Origin of the sequence: Flavobacterium sp. DSR3-2 (assembly GCF_049896525.1) — a bacterium.
Lineage (GTDB): Bacteria > Bacteroidota > Bacteroidia > Flavobacteriales > Flavobacteriaceae > Flavobacterium.
On record NZ_JAFCUM010000004.1, the window covers coordinates 112,530 to 130,357 of the forward strand.

The window sequence follows — 17,828 nt, forward strand, 5'->3', positions numbered from 1 at the left end:
AGGAGACACTGATTTTATTGTTGAATCTTTATATGACAGACTCGAAAATTGTATTGTCAAATTTTTCAATGCGCTTTAAAATGTTTAAGATTTTTTGTATATTCTTATAATTTACTACCTTTATTACTTATCTGAACCTAAAGAGTATGAAGAAAGCCAAACTATCTTATGAAGATCTACTCCAAAAAACAAAAGATCAAGAATTACAAATAAAGCGATTAGTAGAAAAAGAAGCTTCATTATCTAGTTTCAAATTTTTGACAGAAGAATCCAATGATTTAGTTTACATTGTTGGAACCGATGCTTTTTTCAAAGAGATTAACCCCGCTTTTTTGAAAATTTTAGGATATTCCAAAGAAGAATTATTAAACAATTCTTTAATTGATTTATTACACCCTGATGATCTTGAAAAATCATTAAAAGAAATTAAAAGTCTTTCAATAGGAAAACCTTCCATCAATTATGAAAATAGATTTCTGAAAAAAAATGGGGATTTTGTCAGTATTCAATGGACCGCAAACATAATTTATTCTGAAAATATTTATGCAACTGGAAGAGAAATTATTTCTTTTAGAGAAACTCACGAAAATTTAAAAGCGGACGGTGAATTATTATGCGACGCGAAAAAAAATGATGAGATAGGAAGTTGGGAATTCAATTTTACCTATAAAAAAAGGATTAGGTCTAAGGATTTGGATGGTATTTATGAAATTGAAAAAAACCTTAAACAAAATTTACATGAGGATTATCTGAGTTGTTTCACAAAAGCGGACATTATATCATTTCATAATAAAATTGACAAGGCAATAATTGATAATGAATCTTTTGAGTTTGAGCAATCAGCACTATTTTCAGATAATAGAATAAAGTGGTTCAAAATTATTGTTTTTCCAATGTCAGATTCCAATGGCAAAGTTATAGCATTTAGGGGTACTATTCAGGATGTTACTTTTAACAAGCAAATTGAAGAAACTTTAAAAGTTAAAGAACAGGTTGAACTTGTACTTAATGCTAAATTAATAGAAGAGGAAAGTAACGCTAAATTTAAAAATTATATAGAAAACGCCCCGGACGGTGTTTTTCTTGTAGGTGAAGGCGGATATTATTTAGAGGTGAATCCAGCTGCAACTTTGATAACCGGTTTCTCAAAAGAAGAGCTTTTAGCCACAAAATATGGGGATTTATTATTACCTGAAACACTAAAGCATACCGAAAAACAATTTAAAATTCTTGTAAAAAACGGTAATTTAAAAGGAGAACTTAAAGCTATTCATAAAAACGGCAGTATTATAAACCTGTCTGTTGAGGCAGTAAAAATCTCAGAGAATCGTTTTCTAGGGTTTGTAAAAGATATAACGGAGAGCAAAAAAGCAAATGAAACTTTACTAAATGAAAGGAATAAGTTTGCTTTAATTGCCGACGCTTCGCCAGGATTAATCTATTCGATGCGTCAAAATAAAGATGGAATCTTAAGTTATCCGTATGCCAGCAATGCTGTTGAGGAAATTTTTGGCTTTACTTTTAAAGAAATTGAGAACGATGCAGATAAAATTTTTGAACTGATTCATCCATCTGATTTGGATTTCGTGATGGAAAGTATTACCGTAACAAAATCGAAATTAGTTCCTCTCAAATGCGAATACCGTTATTTTCATCCAAAAAAAGGGTTAGTATGGCATGCCGTGAATTCGTTACCGGTAATTGAAGCGGAAGGAACTGTGATTTGTCACGGAATTGTTACCGATATTACCGAACGTATTACAGCAGATCAAAAACTCATCAAAGCAAACCGACTTTATTTATTCATCAGTCAGATTAACCAAATGATTGTTCGTACAACTGATGAAGAAACCCTTTTTCGAGAAGCGTGTAACATAGCTGTAGATTTTGGGAAGTTTAGGATGGCATGGATTGGAATTATTAATGAAGGGACTAAAAAACTAATTCCTGAAATGATTGGAGGTGAAAGCAATGACTATTTATCCATAATAAAAACCATTTACGCTGAGGACATTCCTGAGGGAAGAGGTCCGGGTGGTACGGCAATGCGAGAAGGACGATGGGTTGTTTGCAATGATGTTGAAAACGATGCAATGATGCAGCCTTGGCGAAAAGAAGCAATGGAACGCGGTTATATGTCATCGATTGCAGTGCCAATAAAAAAATTCGGAAAGGTAATTGGCGTATTTTCTTTTTATTCCAATGAAAAAAACTTTTTCGATGCGGAAGAAATTGCACTATTAGAAGAAGCAACTGAGGATGTAGCTTTTGCATTAGAAATTTTTGAAAGAGAAGCGTTACGAAAAAAGGCTGAAGAAGCAGTAGTTGAAAGCGAACAACGCTACCACATGCTTACGGAAGTATCCGCGGTCGGAATTTTTAGAACCGATGTAAACGGGCTGACCACTTACGTAAATCCACATTGGTGTCAAATTTCAGGTTTGTCTTTACAGGAAGCTTTAGGAAACGGTTGGCTTAAAGCAGTTCATGAAGAAGATAAAAATTCAATATTAAAAGGATGGGAAAATGCCACAACAAACCAACAAAATTCACTATCAGAATATCGATTTGTGCGTCAGGACGGCTCTGTTGCCTGGGTAATGGGACAGGCTGTACCTGAACATAATGTAAAAAACGAAATAGTAGGCTACATTGGCACCATAACTGATATTACGGAACGCAAAACTGCCGAATCGATAATTCTAAGAGAGAAAAAACTATCAGAATCGATCATCAATAATCTTCCAGGAATTTTTTATCTCTACGACGAATCTGGAAATTTTGTAAAATGGAATAAAAATTTTGAGGAGGTTACAGGCTATAACAATGACGAAATTTCTCAAATGAGTCCAACTGATTTTTATGATATAGCAGATAAAGAAAGAATCAGGGAAACATTAAAAGAAGTTTTTGAGAAGAATTTATCAGATATAGAGGTGGATTTATTTACCAAAAATAAAAATAAAATTTCGTATTATATTAGTTATCAATTAATTGATTATGAAGGTAAAAGGTGCTTGTTAGGAATGGGAATTGATCTTACGGAAAGAAAAAAAGTCGAAGCAAAAATAAAAAGAGCTAACGAACGATTCGAAATGATTTCTGCAGCTACCAATGACGCTGTTTTTGAAGTGGATTTGATAACAGGAGAAAGCTGGAATAATAAAACATTTGCAGATCTTATAGGGTTTCGCGGCCGTGAACCTAATGGAGTTAAGAATACCGCGTTATGGCGTTCTAAAGTTCATCCGGATGATAGAGAAAGAGTTATCAAAAAATTAGCAGATTGCTATGTCGGAACTACAAATCTATGGTCAGATGAATTTCGTTTTCAAAAAGCAGATGGCACGTACGGTATATTTTATGATAGGGGTTGGATATCGCGGGATGAATCGGGAAAAGCAATTCGTTTAAATGGTGCTCTAACTGAAATTACAGAATTAAAGAATATAAAAGAGCAATTGTTAAACAGTGAAGAAAAATACCGCAGTTTGATAGAGCAAGCTTCTGATGCTATTTTTATTAATGATGTTTCAGGATATTTATTGGAGGTCAATGAAAGTGCTTGTTTGTTGTTAGGTTATTCTAAAGAAGAACTGTGTACAAAGAACATAAATAGTTTGTATGCAATTGATGAGTTGAAGTCCAGACCAATTATGATTGAAGAATTACTTCATGGTGAAAAAACACTAATTGAGCGTAATATGTTGCATAAGGATGGGACATTAATTTCAGTTGAGATTACAGCCAAAATGATTGCTGATGGTCGTATTGTGGCGATAATTCGAGATGTAAGTAAACGTAAAAAATCAGAAGATGAATTTAGGAAAATTCACAAAAAACTGGAAGCGATTCTCGGCGCAATACCGGATTTACTGTTTGAAGTAGACATAAAAGGAGAAATTTTCAACTACCATTTCCGCAGGGATGATTTGTTAGCGTTATCTCCAGACGTATTTTTAGGAAAATCATTTTCAGAAGTGTTACCACCAGATGTTTCAAATTTGTGTATATCCGCTATTCAAGAAGCGTCAGAAAAAGGGTATTCTACCGGTCGACAATATTCATTACAATTTGATAACGGCAGGCGTTGGTTTGAACTTTCGATCGCACCCATGAAGGAAAGTGATGAACATGAAACACATTTCATTTGTCTCTCACGAGATATTACGGGTGCCAAAGAATCGGATAATGCTTTATTAAAAAGTGAGCAACGATATCGGGGTTTGCTAAATAATCTGGATGCAGGTATCGTCGTTCATGCTCCTGACACCTCTGTTGTAGTCAACAATATAAAAGCAGCTGAATTATTAGGACTAAGTGACAATCAAATAAAAGGGATTATTGCCTATGATCCTACTTGGAATTTTTTGAATGAAGATAATTCTGTTATGTCCATAGAAGAGTATCCAGTAAATCAAATTGTTTTTACAAAACAAGCACTTAAGAATCTTACAATTGGCGTGAGTCGGCCACTAACTAATGATGTTGTCTGGCTCCTTATCAATGGATATCCTGATATTGATGCTAATGGAGCGATTTACGAAATCGTAATTAGTTTTATTGACATCACGGAACAAAAAGTAATGGAAAGGGAGCTGGTAAAAGCCAAAGAACTTGCAGAATCCGCCAATAAGGCCAAAACTTATTTCCTCGCCAATATGAGCCATGAAATTAGAACACCACTTAACGGAATAATTGGTTTTACACATTTATTGATAAAATCAAATCTAAAAAAGAATCAATCCGCATACATGAAAACCGTTAATGAATCTGCAATTTCATTGATGGAAATAGTGAATGATGTTTTGGATTTTTCCAAAATTGAATCTGGGAAATTAGAGTTGAATCATGAAGAAATTAATCTTTTTAAATTAACTAATCAGGTTATTGATTTATTTAAATATCAGGCCGACCAAAAAAAGATAAATTTAATTCTAAACATCAACAAAAATACGCCACAATATATTCATGCGGATTCAATGCGATTGAAGCAAATATTGGTCAACCTTTTGAGCAACGCAATAAAGTTTACCAACTTTGGAGAAATTCGTTTAGATATTGATGAAATGGATACATTAAATCAGAGATGGTCTGTTCTCAAATTTTCGGTAAAAGATACGGGTGTTGGAATAAAATCAGGAAACACCGAAAAAATATTTAATTCATTTGTTCAGGAAGACAATTCAACCAATAGGAAATTTGGAGGTACTGGATTAGGTTTAGCGATTTCAAATCAGCTTTTGGCCCTGATGGACAGTAAATTAGAATTTATCAGTAAATACGGTGATGGTAGCGACTTTTATTTTATTGTAAAATTCAAAAAAACAAATCAAATAAAGAATAAACATCAACTGCTTTCTAAAAGAGATAAAAACAATGCATTACTTCTGGTTGCCAAGCTGGCGGACAAAAAGGTTTTAATTGTAGAAGACAATAAAGTCAACATGCTTTTGGCTAAAGCATTGGTTAAAAGTATTATAGCGAATTGCACCATTATTGAAGCAAAAGATGGTAATGAAGCAATAGAAATGTATAAAAAAGAGCAACCTGATATTATTTTAATGGATATCCAAATGCCCAATAAAAACGGGTACGAAGCAACTGCTGAAATTAGGCAAATAAAAAGAGCGGAACATATTCCTATAATTGCGATAACGGCAGGAATAATGGTTAGAGATAAAGAAAAATGTCTGGAAGCGGGAATGAATGATTATTTACCTAAACCTGTTATTCAATCAGATTTGGAAAAAATGCTTCATATTTGGCTGGTTGAAATTTAATTTTATTTCAAAATTTAAAAAAGTGTTTGTTGATTCAAACACTTTTTTTGTGCAAATTCTTTACATTTTGTTTATGTTTTTTTAATCTTTAATTTACTTGTAAAAACGCATTTATTTTACTAAATTTAACTTTTATTAGTTGTTAATCAGTTAATTAAAAATGATTAACAATAATATAGAGACATTTTTTATGCAGATAATTGATTTTTAAAATTAATTTTTTTTTAAACTTTTTTAAATAAAAATTAAACAAGTGTTAAATAAAAGTAGTGGAATAGTTGCCAGAAAACCATTTTTATTCCATTTTTTATTTTGAAAAAAATCATAATGCTGTCAAAAGCATACAAAATAGTCAATTAAGAATTCAGAATAAGTATGATACGAACGTTTTACTAAACAATTATAGTTATAAAAAATTCAAATTTTGTAATGATAAAAAAGAATCAAATCAGCCTTGGGGAGGGTATAGTTCTAGATTTGAAATCAAATTTAAGCTTATCGAAAGCCGGCACCAATGATTTTCCAATTATTGATATTGGAGCGTCAGCTGGTGGATTAGAAGCAATTGCTTTGTTTTTTAAAAATATGTCTATCGACAGCGGCTTGTCATTCACAGCAATTCAACATACTGATTCGACTCATATTAAAATAATTCCAGAATTATCACTAAGAATGAAGGAAATGAAAGTCTTACAGGCAGCTCACACGCTCAAAGTAAAACGACGCAATTGTATTTATGTAATTCCACCCGATATAAGCTTATCAATAGTATACGAAAGGATACATTTATTTGTTCCAACAGAATCTAGTCGCCTTCAATTATCTGTGGCTATTTTCTTAGAGTCATTGGCTATGGATCGTATGGAAAAAAGTATTGGACTTAATCTTACCAGAATGGGTTCAGGTGGAAGTTTAGGATTGAAAGCCATTGTGAAAAAAAATGACATTGCCGCTGTACAAGATCCAGCTTCACCAAAGTTTGATGATATGCTGCGCACTTCAATAAAATCGATTGTGCCGGATATTGTGGTTCCCGTAAAGAAATTACCTGCTAAACGGATTAATGTATTTCATTATTTACCAGTAATAAATATAGTGTCAGAGTTCCTTTTCAAAACTAAAAGTAGTATTAATAAAATTAGTATGGTGTCGCGGGAACAAACTCTACTTAATTTTTTGATGAACAATAAAAATACTTTGAGACGGCGCATTAAACGAAGAAAAGGGATACATCAGATTGATAAAATACAAAGGTATGTGCGTTTTTTACAGGAAAACCAAAAAGAGATTGAAGTGCTTTTTAAAGATTTATTAAAAGAGGTTTTTAGTTTTTTTAGGGATAATGATGTTTGGATAAAGCTGAAAGAGGAAATTATCCCCAATATATTAAAAGAAATTTCTGACGGTCAAACTGTAAAAATTTGGTGTTCGGTATATTCCACCGGGGAAGAAGCGTATTCTTTGATAATCGTTTTTGATGTGGTTTTGTCTAAATTAAAAAAGCCACGAAATATTAAATTACAAATTTTTGCTACTGATGTAGATATTTTATCTATTGACAAACCCAAAAAAAGATTTTTTTATTCCAGCGTAATAAAGGACGTTTCTCAGGAGCGGATTGATAAATTTTTCAAACCTGAAAACGACAGCTATCGCATAAATACTTCCATTTGCGAACTAACAGTTTTTGTTCCCCAAAAAGTAATCAAAGATTCTTCATTTACAAAGTTAAACCAATTGACTAATAACAATATGCTGATTTACATGGAGCCAGAACTACAAAATATATCCATAATGCTATTTAATTACAGCCTGAATCAGGGCACGATAATGATGTTTGGAACTGCCGAAATAATCGCAAGCAGTATCAAAGGATTTGAAGTATTGAATTCTAAATTGAAGTTTTATAAACGAATTTCTAAATCAGTTTCTCTTGGATTCATGAATTTTCCAAATTCCTTTTCCCAAACAAGAAGAATAACCATTGACATTTTAAAGGAAACCAAGGTCGTTGAAAATTTACAGACCCTTCCGGATCAAATTTCACTACCTCTTTTTTCGCCTGCAAGCATATTTGTAAATAATGAAGTTGACATTATATACGTTACCGGGAGAACCGGAAAATATTTAGAATCTGCAGCATGCAAAGCAAACTGGAATGTTCATGTAATGGAACGGAAAGGGTTAAAACAAGAATTGCGGGAAGCATTTCGTAAAGCTGTGCTAAGTTTTGAACCGGTGCATATTGATAATGTAAAAATAGCGGAAAACGAAAATTTCCATCTTTTCAATTTGACGGTGCAGCAAATAGAAAGTGCCGATGCTATAAAAGGATTGATAATGATTGTCTTTAAGGATATTCCAGCTATTGCCGAAACAGTTTCAAATACTTTAACAGCAAAAAACAATCAATTTTTTATGAACGAATTAGCAGAACAGAACAGATTATAGTTAATAAAGGTTGCATAATTTCCAATTTTAAACAATTAAATAGTAGTATTTAAATCGATTGCGCTTATGGAAAATATTGAAAATAAAACCACAAATCATCACATTATCAGGCAGAAAGCTGAAGAATTACAGCGAATAAGTGAATCAAAATATAGACCTAAACTTTCAGAAGAGGAAACATCAAAACTTATCCATGAATTAGAAGTTCATCAGATAGAGTTGGAGATGCAAAAAGAAGAGCTCATGCTTGCTAAAGATGAGGTTGAAAATGCTTTGCAAAAATATTCAGACTTATACGATTTTGCACCTACGGGCTATTTTACGCTGACAAATTCAGGTAAAGTACTCGATTTAAATCTTGTCGGTTCCCAACTTTTGCGGAAAGAAAGATCAAAACTAAAAAACAGTGAATTTGGCTTTTTTGTTTCAGATGATTCAAAACCGGTTTTTAATCAATTTTTAGAAAATGTGTTCAGATTGGATAGTAAAGAATGCTGTGAAGTAAAATTACTTTTAGACGATGCAACCACAGTGCATGTATTCCTAACAGGAATTCTTTCAGGAAATAAAGAGCAAGCCTTTATTACCATTATAGATATTTCCAAACTTCAAAAGCCTGAAACTGTTTTGCGAGAAAATGAAGCTCGTTATCGGGATTTGCTTAACAATCTTGATGTTGGAATAATTGTGCATGATGGGGACAGCATAATTATTTATTCTAATCCAAAAGCTTCTGAACTAATTGGTTTGAGTGAGAAACAAATAAAAGAAGGGGATGGCTCTAAACAAAATTGGGAATTTGTTAATGATGACAACAAATCTTTATCGCCAGAAAATTACCCCGTTAACCTCATTATTCGAAATAAAAGCGCAATTAATAATTTTATTGTTGGAATAAACAAAATGGATAATAGGGATGTTAAATGGTTTTTATTGAACGGTTTTCCCATTATGAGCAGCGGCGGAGAAATCGCTGAAGTTGTCATCAGTTTTATCGAAATAACAGCATTGAAAAAGTTAGAAATTGAACTAACAAAAGCCAAAGAACATGCCGAAGCAGCTAATAATGCAAAATCCAGTTTTTTAACAAATATGAGCCACGAGATTCGTACTCCTTTAAACGGAATTATTGGTTTTACTGATTTATTGATGAGAACAAATTTAGATGAAAGCCAAAAGGAATTCATGAATACAATTAATGAATCAGCAACTATTTTAATCGAAATTATCAATAATATTTTAGATTTTTCGAAAATTGAATCCGGAAAATTAGAACTCAATATTGAGGAAATCAACCTTTATGAATTGACGCATCATGTAATTGATATTTTCAAATACCAAGCAATAATAAACAAAATAGATCTCATTTTGAATATCGAAAATAACGTTCCTGATTTTGTGTTTGCAGATTCCATTCGCTTGAAACAGATTTTAGTAAACCTAATAGGGAACGCTCTAAAATTTACGAAAGTAGGATTTGTACAATTGGACATCACTTCTGAAATTATTTCTGGAGAAGATGATCAATGTATTATATATTTTTCGGTAAAGGATAGCGGAATTGGAATCAAGCAGGAAAATCAAGCGAAAGTGTTTCAATCCTTTATTCAGGAGGACTGTTCGGTAACACGTAAATTTGGTGGAACAGGACTTGGATTAGCCATTTCAAATCAGCTTTTAGGTTTAATGGATAGTGAATTAAAATTGAAAAGTAAATTTGGTCAAGGAAGTGAATTTTATTTTACAGTGCAATTAAAAAAATCTCATCATGAAATTGCTGCTAAAAACCAAGACGTGGAAATTACTATCGAAAACCAAACGATTTCTTCGGGTGATTTCAAGGACAAGAAAATATTAGTGGTTGAGGATAATCGAATTAATATGCTTTTGGTAAAAACGTTGCTCAAATCGATACTTCCAGGAAGCACTGTTTTAGAAGCTTCAGATGGTAAGAAAGCGATCAAAATGTACAAAAAAGAGAAGCTGGATCTGATCTTAATGGATATTCAAATGCCGCACAAAAATGGTTATCAAACGACTGCCGAAATCAAGCACCTAAAAAAATACAATAACATTCCTATAATCGCTTTAACAGCAGGAATTATGTTAGGGGAAAAAGAAAAATGTTTGGAATCCGGAATGGATGATTATGTTTCTAAACCAATTATCAGATGTGATTTAGAAGAGGTTTTATATAAATGGTTGAAAAAAACCCCGTCAAATTAAAATAATAAAATATAAGAAAATAGTTTTGTAATCCATAATTAACGGTAAAATAAGACAGTTGGTTATAACTATCGTTGATAAGTACGAATGAAAAAATATATATTTCCCAACAAGTTACTGTTTGGCTTTATATTCATATTTTTTTAATCCAAATTTTTTGATAGCATGTTTGTTGATGTGTTCTGTCACTTCTTCAACAGAGTCTGTCACAAATAAAAGCTTCATATCTTCCGGACTGATACTTTCATTGTAAATCATTCTTTGAATGTGATGACACAATTCTTTATGATAAACAGAGTCAAAAATAACAATGGGAAAATTGTTGATCATTTTATTTTGAATTAAAGTCAATGCCTCAAATAATTCATTCAAAGTCCCCAGTCCTCCGGGCATCACCACAAAGGCATAAGAATATTTTATTAAAATTACTTTTCTAACAAAGAAATAGGGAATATAAATCCATTTGTGCAGATAAGGATTTGGTTTTTGTTCTACTGAAAGAACGATATTTGTACCCACAGAATAACCGCCGGCTTCGTAAGCACCTTTATTCGCAGCTTCCATAATTCCAGGTCCGCCACCGGTCATTACGGTAAATCCTAATTTAGCTATTTCGGCACCAATACGTTCTGCATTTTTGTAATGCGCTGTTTCCGGACCAAAACGAGCGGAACCAAAAACAGTGACACAAGGACCAATAAAATGCATTTTTTGAAACGCTCTGATGAAGTTATAAAGTACTTTAAAAATGAAAACTAAATTTTTTACTCGGGTCAAAGGTCCTCTTACAAATAAAGATTCAGATCTTGAAAGTCTGCATTGGCGTGGCTTTTCCATAGTGATCACTAATATAGGAAAATATCAGGTTGCATTTATTTTTCTGTCTCAATAAATGAATTTAGTACTAATTTAGTTCTAGAATTTGAAGTAGTTTTCCGTTAAAATCTTTGAAAAGTCGCAAGTATTCTCAAACTAAAACAAAAGTTTTTCGATTGTTATTATTTGGCTACTTATTGCTTTTTTCCAAAATGGTTTTAATGATTTCCTCCTTACTCAAAACACCCGATTGTCTCCACAACTGTTTTCCGTTTTGAAATAAAATCATTGTAGGAACACCACGAACCTGATACTGACTCGATATTTGCTGGTTTTTATCAACATCAATTTTGATGATGGAAACGCGATCTCCCAAACTTTCTTTTACTTCTTTCAAAACGGGACCAAGCATTTTACAAGGGCCGCACCATGTGGCAAAAAAGTCTATTAAGACTGGTTTTTCGGACTGGATAATGGTATCGAAATTACTCATTTTTAGTATATTTATTGTTAGGAATACTGCAACCATTCGCGCCACAACCTAAATTGAAAATTACCTGAACGAAGAAAAATAGTCCAAGACCAATGAACATCTTTTCTTTTAGGATATAGGCTTGTGCGAATAAAAATAAGGCAAACACCAAGCGAACCCAGCGCATAACATGCCAATTTGTGAATAATAGTGCTTTCATTTTTTTTCTAAAAAAGGAGTATGAATTTAGTTTTTTATTTTTTTGATGGTATACTTTTCATCGAAAGCAATTACTTGTTGTAATGTTTCGATTGTAATTTCATTTTTGCTCACAAGTAATACATCAGCAAAATTACCGCTGATGCTTACGTTTAAAACGCCGTCAATTGTCAGTAGTTTTTCAGTAAGCGTTTCCATCGATTCGCTATATAGTTCACCTTCCAGTGCATAAAGGTTTACAACAACCTGCCTGTTCTTTTTCAATTCGAAATACAATTCTGAACCGGCTCTTGGTGCAATTGAATTTTCGGATAAATCCATTTTTATAAATTGAAAAGCGGCCGTAAAAAGCTTTTCATATTCTTCTTTACTTCCGCCAAAAGGAGGTCCTGATGCAAACATTCTATTGAATAGTAATCCCGACAGAATTCCTTCTTCAGCCAAAAGTTGGTGCATTTTCCAAACGTATTTTTGACGCATTGTGGGAGGCAAAGCACAGAAAAAAGTTTGCTCAATAATCAAATCATATTTTCCCTTATGTTCAAAAAAATCACCTAAAAGAATTTGAATAGTAGGATGGTTTTTGAATTTTTCTTTTAAAAAGGAGACTGGTGTGGGTGCAATATCAATAACGGTAATATTTGAAAATCCTTGCTTCAGAAGGTATTCCGCTTCATAGCTGTTGCCACAACCGGGAATCAAAATACGGCTATTTTTATCCGCAACCGTATCAGCATACATTTGTATGGGCGGTGATACTTGGCCTAAATCCCAACCGGTAGTTTTGGCTTCGTACTGTGCTTCCCAATAGGCTGCATTCAGCGGTCTATCGCAAGAAACGACACAACATTTTAAATCGGACATTTTATATTTTTTTTGCGGTTGAAATTCCAAACGGGGCATACAATGGGCAAAAGCTCACAAAACTGGTGATTATAAAAACAACTGCAAATGCTCCTAAAACAATTGCAAGCGCACCGCTGATAGTATTGGTAAAATACAATATTGCAATTATTACTGCAATGGCGATCCGGATAATTTTGTCTGTTGAACCCATGTTTTTTTTCATTGTATACTTTTTATTTGGTTATTAATTATTTCAAAACTTTACTTTGGCATACGAAATCGGTTTTTGGAACATCCGTTTTTGCAATAGCATTAAAACCGCCTTCAATTTCAGTAAAATTTCTAAAACCACGCGCTTCTAGTATTGAAGCGGCAATCATACTGCGGTATCCACCAGCACAATGCAGGTAAAAGTGTTCTTTTGGATTAATATCTTTAACCCATTCATTAATAGCCGCTAATGGCTTGCTGTATGATTCCTCAACATGCGCTGCGCAGTATTCACTTTCTTTACGAATGTCAATTATTTTGCTTTCGCCAATTTTTACTTCCTTGGCAAATTGTTCGGCTGAAATTCTATTTACGGTATCAATTTCTTTTCCTGCTTTTGCCCAAGCATCAAAACCACCTGCCAGATGACCAATCAAGTTGTCAAATCCCACACGACTTAAGCGAGTGACGGTTTCTTCCTCTTGTCCTGGTTCGCAAATAATTAAGATTGGTTGTTGCACATCGGCAATTAAAGCGCCTACCCAAGGAGCAAAATCACCATCAATTCCAATATTCACAGATTGCGGAATAAACCCTTTGGCAAAATCTCCGTTTTTACGAGTGTCCAAAAGTAAGGCTCCTGTTTCTTCAGCGGCCACTTCAAATTCTGATGGTGACAGCGCACGCATTCCTAAATTCAAAACGTTTTCGAAACTGTCGTATCCTTTTTTGTTCATGGCCACATTCATACCAAAATAAGCGGGCGGCGGCAATAAACCTTCCGTCACCTCTTGTACGAATTCGGCTTCTGTCATATTTGCGCGTAATGCATAATTAGTTGCTTTTTGGTCGCCAATGGTCGAAACGGTTTCCGTACTCATATTTTTTCCACAGGCACTTCCTGCACCGTGCGCGGGATAAACCATGACATCATCTGCCAAAGTCATGATTTTTGTTCGTAACGAATGAAATAGGGTAGCGGCCAATTGTTCTTGTGTCATGTGTGCCGCTTTTTGAGCTAAATCCGGCCTTCCCACATCGCCTATAAACAAAGTGTCTCCGGAGAAAATAGCGTGATCATTTCCGTTTTCGTTAATCAATAAAAAAGTGGAGCTTTCCATGGTGTGCCCCGGAGTGTGCAGTACCCTTATTTTGATGTTTCCAATGGTGAATTCCTGTCCGTCTTTTGCAGAAATGCAATCAAATTCGCAGGTAGCATTTGGACCATAAACGATTGGAGCACCAGTTTGGCGGCTTAAATCGACGTGGCCGGAAACAAAATCAGCGTGAAAATGGGTTTCGAAAATGTATTTTAATTTCACCTCATCTCTTTTTAGTCGGTCGAGATAAGGTTGGGTTTCCCGTAACGGGTCAATAATGGCAGCTTCACCATTTGAAGTAATGTAGTAAGCACCTTGTGCTAAACATCCGGTGTATATTTGTTCTATTTGCATGATTGCGTTTTTTAAATGTACAGTACAAATGTATTTCTGTTTTTTAAGAAAAACAGTGACAATTGTTACATTACTATTATTGGAATAAGAAAAATGATTGGTTGGATTGTATGCTTCTGTTTCAAATATTAAACAAAAAAACAATATTAAAGATAATCAAAAATTAAGTTTAGTGTTCATTTTACAAAGTAAATTTTTTATAAAACAAGAATCTAAAGTATTGAAAAACAGTTACTAATTAAATGGTATAAAAAATTTGGACAAAAAAAAGGGTTTTTAAAAACGGATTATCTCAGTGAATCAGTTGAATTTATTTTAAAAGTTCAATATTATTGCGGTGTAAAGCAACTATGCCGCGCTGTTCCATTTTTTTTAACAAACGGGAAATCACTTCTCTGGAAGTATTCAATTCGGAGGCAATTTCCTGATGGGAAAGCTTCAATTCTTTACAACCACAAACATCAGCATGACGTTTTAAATAAAACTCCAATCGCTCGTCCATCGCTCTGAAAGCAATGCTGTCAATAACTTCCAAGACTTCTTCAAAACGACTTCTGTACGTGTCAATTACAAATTCATACCAACTGCGGTGTTGCATCATCCATTTATCCATCAATGGTAAGGGCACCATGATTAATTCAACATCCTCAACGACTTTGGCCATGATTTGGCTTTTTTCATTTTTGGTGGCACAAATCAAAGAAATGGCACAAGCTTGCCCCGGTTGCAAATAATACATAAAAAACTCGCCACCATTTTCATCTTCTCGATAAACCTTTATTTTGCCGCTGATTACCAGTACCGTATTTTTTATGTACTGACCAGTTCGCATGATTACATCACCAGTTTTGAAGGATTGTATAGCCGCATTGGCATCAACATCTTTGACTAATTCAGTAGAAAAGGAAGGGAATATTTTTTTTATCGGATCAATCATTATAATTTTTTTTCACTTTTTTGTATTGTAAAAGTAGTTTAAAAAACTCAAAAAGCAGGTTGTTTATTAGACTAAAACGGCATACAAGTGCTTGATTAAGCGTCTATTATTTATATATTATCTATGGATTTAATAGACTGTTTTTCGCAAAAATAAAAGCTTAATTTATATTTTCTTGATTGTTAATGTTTTGCGAAAACGATTTCTTATTAATATTATCTAATTAACAATTGATGCATTTATTGTTTGGTAAAAACGTTGTATTTTTACAAAAAACATCATTATGAATTTAACACAAGAAGATTGGGTTTCTCAATTTGAAGCTGATGAAAATGCAGTGATTCTGGACGTGAGAACCGAAGACGAATTTAACGAAGGTTTTATAGCAAATGCTATCAATATTGATATTCACAGAGGCCAGGATTTTGTAACCGAAATAGAAGCTTTGGATAAAAATAAAAATTATTATGTGTATTGCCGCTCCGGAATGCGAAGTGCAAAAGCCTGTGAAATAATGAATCAGCTGGGTTTTATAAATGCTTATAATCTTATTGGCGGCATTACAGAATGGGACGGCGAGGTCATTGAACCATAAAACGGAAAAAGACAATCGCGTCTTTTATTTATTTAAACTATAAATATAATATCCAACAGTATGAACATAATACCAGAAGAATTTCAGATTACCACATTATTAAATCAAGATACGTATTTAGTGGATGGCGAATTAAAAAAGTGGGAAGGCCAGACTACCGCAGTTTTTTCAACGATTTCATCTACGGAAACATACGGCCCAACAATCCTCGGTTCAATCCCGTTTATGGGCGAAACTGAGGCTTTGGAAGCAGTCAATGCGGCTAGTGTAGCGTATAACAATGGTCAGGGATTGTGGCCTACAATGAAAGTTTCAGACCGTATTAAATGTATGTCGAATTTTGTCACTCAAATGAAATCGACCCGTAACGAAGTTGTTAAATTTTTGATGTGGGAAATTGGTAAATCATTGCCGGATTCCGAAAAAGAATTTGACAGAACTGTAGAATATATTTACGATACTATTGAAGATTATAAATTATTAGACCGAAATAGTTCCCGTTTTACCAAAAGCCAAGGTGTAAATGCTATGGTGCGTCGCGGACCTCTTGGAGTTGTATTGTGTCTTGGACCTTACAATTATCCGCTCAACGAAACCTTTGCACTGCTAATTCCGGCATTGATTATGGGGAATACCGTTATTTTTAAACCCGCAAAACATGGCGTGCTATTAATTTCCCCTTTGTTGGAAGCGTTCAGAAACAGTTTTCCAAAAGGAGCCATTAATATTGTTTACGGCAGAGGGCGTGAGGTTGCTTCGCCAATTATGAAGTCCGGAAAAGTTAATATTTTGGCTTTGATAGGAAACAGCAAATCAGCGATTGCCTTGCAGGATCAACACCCAAACAAAAACAGACTGCGTTTGATATTAGGTTTAGAAGCTAAGAATCCAGCTATTATTTTACCGGACGCCGATTTAGATTTGGCCATTCAGGAATGTATCGCAGGAACGTTGTCATTCAACGGGCAACGTTGTACAGCATTGAAAATTTTATACGTTCACGAGACGATTGCCGATGAATTCAACAGACGTTTTGCTGCCAAAGTAGATTCGCTTGTTTTTGGAAATCCTTGGGACCAATCAGTGATGCTAACTCCGTTACCGGAAAAAGATAAACCAGCTTATATTCAGGAATTGATTGACGATGCTATCAAAAAAGGCGCAACCATCATCAATGAAAAAGGTGGAAATCATTCTGCTAATTATATATTTCCTGCGGTTTTGTTTCCAATAAATAAAGAAATGCGAGTGTATCATGAAGAGCAATTTGGTCCAGTGGTACCAATAATGACTTTCAAAGATATTCAGGAACCCTTAAACGATATGGCCGAATCAAATTACGGTCAACAAGTAAGTTTGTTTGGTAGCGATATCAAAACCATTGCGCCACTTATTGATACTTTGGTAAATTTAGTGTGCAGAGTAAATTTGAACAGTTCTTGCCAGAGAGGTCCCGACGTATATCCGTTTACAGGACGAAAAGATTCAGCTGTGGGAACGTTGAGTATTCACGATGCCTTGCGCTCGTTCTCTATCAGAACTTTTGTAGCTTCGAAAGACAATGACTACAACAATGCTATTTTGCAGGAATTATTAAACAGCAAAGAATCCAATTTTGTTAATACGGATTATACAATGTAAATCTATTTTAATTAGAAAAATAAAGCCGTCTCGTTTTTTTCGAGATGGTTTTTTTTTGGAGTTGTGGATGGTGACGAGATTTTTATTCTAAAAAAGTTAAGTAATACTTTGATTTATATATAATTAAAAAATTAAGATAGTTTTACAGGAAACGGTAAATTAATGAAAAACAAAACTT

At 33.8% G+C, this 17,828-nt stretch carries 12 protein-coding genes; 5 read left to right on the plus strand and 7 right to left on the minus strand.

What is annotated here, in order from left to right; genetic code table 11:
* Positions 1-146 precede the first annotated feature (146 nt).
* The 3 genes from ACP7AV_RS07470 to ACP7AV_RS07480 all read left to right on the plus strand — a co-directional run bounded on the left by ACP7AV_RS07470 (position 147) and on the right by ACP7AV_RS07480 (position 10,460).
* Entirely contained in the window at positions 147-5,783 is a 5,637-nt protein-coding gene (locus tag ACP7AV_RS07470; protein WP_426091406.1) for a PAS domain S-box protein, read from the plus strand.
* 429 nt (positions 5,784-6,212) lie between these two features.
* Positions 6,213-8,234 carry a CheR family methyltransferase gene (locus tag ACP7AV_RS07475; protein WP_426091407.1) on the plus strand — a complete coding sequence of 674 codons (2,022 nt, stop codon included), beginning with the start codon at positions 6,213-6,215 and terminating at the stop codon, positions 8,232-8,234.
* A 66-nt stretch (positions 8,235-8,300) separates the two neighbouring features.
* Complete coding sequence (locus ACP7AV_RS07480; RefSeq protein ID WP_426091408.1) at positions 8,301-10,460, plus strand: response regulator; 2,160 nt, start codon at positions 8,301-8,303, stop codon at positions 10,458-10,460.
* A gap of 114 nt (positions 10,461-10,574) precedes the next feature.
* On the opposite strand, the gene ACP7AV_RS07485 is transcribed toward ACP7AV_RS07480, so the two are convergent.
* From ACP7AV_RS07485 to ACP7AV_RS07515, 7 genes are all read right to left on the minus strand, one after another.
* On the minus strand, positions 10,575-11,297 hold the full coding sequence (locus tag ACP7AV_RS07485; protein WP_426091409.1) for a TIGR00730 family Rossman fold protein: 723 nt from the start codon (positions 11,295-11,297) through the stop codon (positions 10,575-10,577).
* A gap of 169 nt (positions 11,298-11,466) precedes the next feature.
* Positions 11,467-11,769 carry a thioredoxin gene (trxA, locus tag ACP7AV_RS07490; protein WP_426063931.1) on the minus strand — a complete coding sequence of 101 codons (303 nt, stop codon included), beginning with the start codon at positions 11,767-11,769 and terminating at the stop codon, positions 11,467-11,469.
* Positions 11,762-11,968 carry a hypothetical protein gene (locus ACP7AV_RS07495; RefSeq protein ID WP_426063932.1) on the minus strand — a complete coding sequence of 69 codons (207 nt, stop codon included), beginning with the start codon at positions 11,966-11,968 and terminating at the stop codon, positions 11,762-11,764. Before ACP7AV_RS07495 ends, trxA begins: the two co-directional genes overlap by 8 nt.
* A 26-nt stretch (positions 11,969-11,994) precedes the next feature.
* Positions 11,995-12,831, minus strand: coding sequence for a methyltransferase domain-containing protein (locus ACP7AV_RS07500; protein ID WP_426091410.1), 837 nt, complete (start codon positions 12,829-12,831; stop codon positions 11,995-11,997).
* Position 12,832: 1 nt separating this feature from the next.
* Positions 12,833-13,036, minus strand: a complete 204-nt coding sequence (locus tag ACP7AV_RS07505; RefSeq protein ID WP_426091411.1) for a YgaP family membrane protein — start codon at positions 13,034-13,036, stop codon at positions 12,833-12,835.
* Between the two features lie 25 nt (positions 13,037-13,061).
* Complete coding sequence (locus tag ACP7AV_RS07510) at positions 13,062-14,477, minus strand: MBL fold metallo-hydrolase (RefSeq protein WP_426091412.1); 1,416 nt, start codon at positions 14,475-14,477, stop codon at positions 13,062-13,064.
* Positions 14,478-14,787: 310 nt separating this feature from the next.
* The gene (locus tag ACP7AV_RS07515) at positions 14,788-15,414 is read right to left on the minus strand and encodes a Crp/Fnr family transcriptional regulator (protein WP_426063936.1); all 627 of its coding nucleotides are present in this window, start codon (positions 15,412-15,414) and stop codon (positions 14,788-14,790) included.
* A 283-nt stretch (positions 15,415-15,697) separates the two neighbouring features.
* Between ACP7AV_RS07515 and ACP7AV_RS07520 the strand changes: the two genes are divergently transcribed.
* Both ACP7AV_RS07520 and ACP7AV_RS07525 read left to right on the plus strand, forming a co-directional pair.
* A complete protein-coding gene (locus tag ACP7AV_RS07520) occupies positions 15,698-16,009 on the plus strand; it encodes a rhodanese-like domain-containing protein (protein WP_426091413.1) in 312 nt (103 codons plus the stop codon).
* Positions 16,010-16,069: 60 nt separating this feature from the next.
* Complete coding sequence (locus ACP7AV_RS07525) at positions 16,070-17,650, plus strand: NADP-dependent glyceraldehyde-3-phosphate dehydrogenase (RefSeq protein WP_426091414.1); 1,581 nt, start codon at positions 16,070-16,072, stop codon at positions 17,648-17,650.
* Positions 17,651-17,828: the final 178 nt, after the last annotated feature.

Excerpts from the sequence above, each read along its gene's own strand:
- ACP7AV_RS07520 (WP_426091413.1), top strand. The coding sequence starts at position 15,698 with ATGAATTTAACACAAGAAGATTGGGTTTCTCAATTTGAAGCTGATGAA.
- ACP7AV_RS07505 (WP_426091411.1), bottom strand. The coding sequence starts at position 13,036 with ATGAAAAAAAACATGGGTTCAACAGACAAAATTATCCGGATCGCCATT.
- ACP7AV_RS07470 (WP_426091406.1), top strand. The coding sequence starts at position 147 with ATGAAGAAAGCCAAACTATCTTATGAAGATCTACTCCAAAAAACAAAA.
- trxA (WP_426063931.1), bottom strand. The coding sequence starts at position 11,769 with ATGAGTAATTTCGATACCATTATCCAGTCCGAAAAACCAGTCTTAATA.
- ACP7AV_RS07495 (WP_426063932.1), bottom strand. The coding sequence starts at position 11,968 with ATGAAAGCACTATTATTCACAAATTGGCATGTTATGCGCTGGGTTCGC.
- ACP7AV_RS07480 (WP_426091408.1), top strand. The coding sequence starts at position 8,301 with ATGGAAAATATTGAAAATAAAACCACAAATCATCACATTATCAGGCAG.
- ACP7AV_RS07510 (WP_426091412.1), bottom strand. The coding sequence starts at position 14,477 with ATGCAAATAGAACAAATATACACCGGATGTTTAGCACAAGGTGCTTAC.
- ACP7AV_RS07525 (WP_426091414.1), top strand. The coding sequence starts at position 16,070 with ATGAACATAATACCAGAAGAATTTCAGATTACCACATTATTAAATCAA.
- ACP7AV_RS07485 (WP_426091409.1), bottom strand. The coding sequence starts at position 11,297 with ATGGAAAAGCCACGCCAATGCAGACTTTCAAGATCTGAATCTTTATTT.
- ACP7AV_RS07500 (WP_426091410.1), bottom strand. The coding sequence starts at position 12,831 with ATGTCCGATTTAAAATGTTGTGTCGTTTCTTGCGATAGACCGCTGAAT.
- ACP7AV_RS07475 (WP_426091407.1), top strand. The coding sequence starts at position 6,213 with ATGATAAAAAAGAATCAAATCAGCCTTGGGGAGGGTATAGTTCTAGAT.
- ACP7AV_RS07515 (WP_426063936.1), bottom strand. The coding sequence starts at position 15,414 with ATGATTGATCCGATAAAAAAAATATTCCCTTCCTTTTCTACTGAATTA.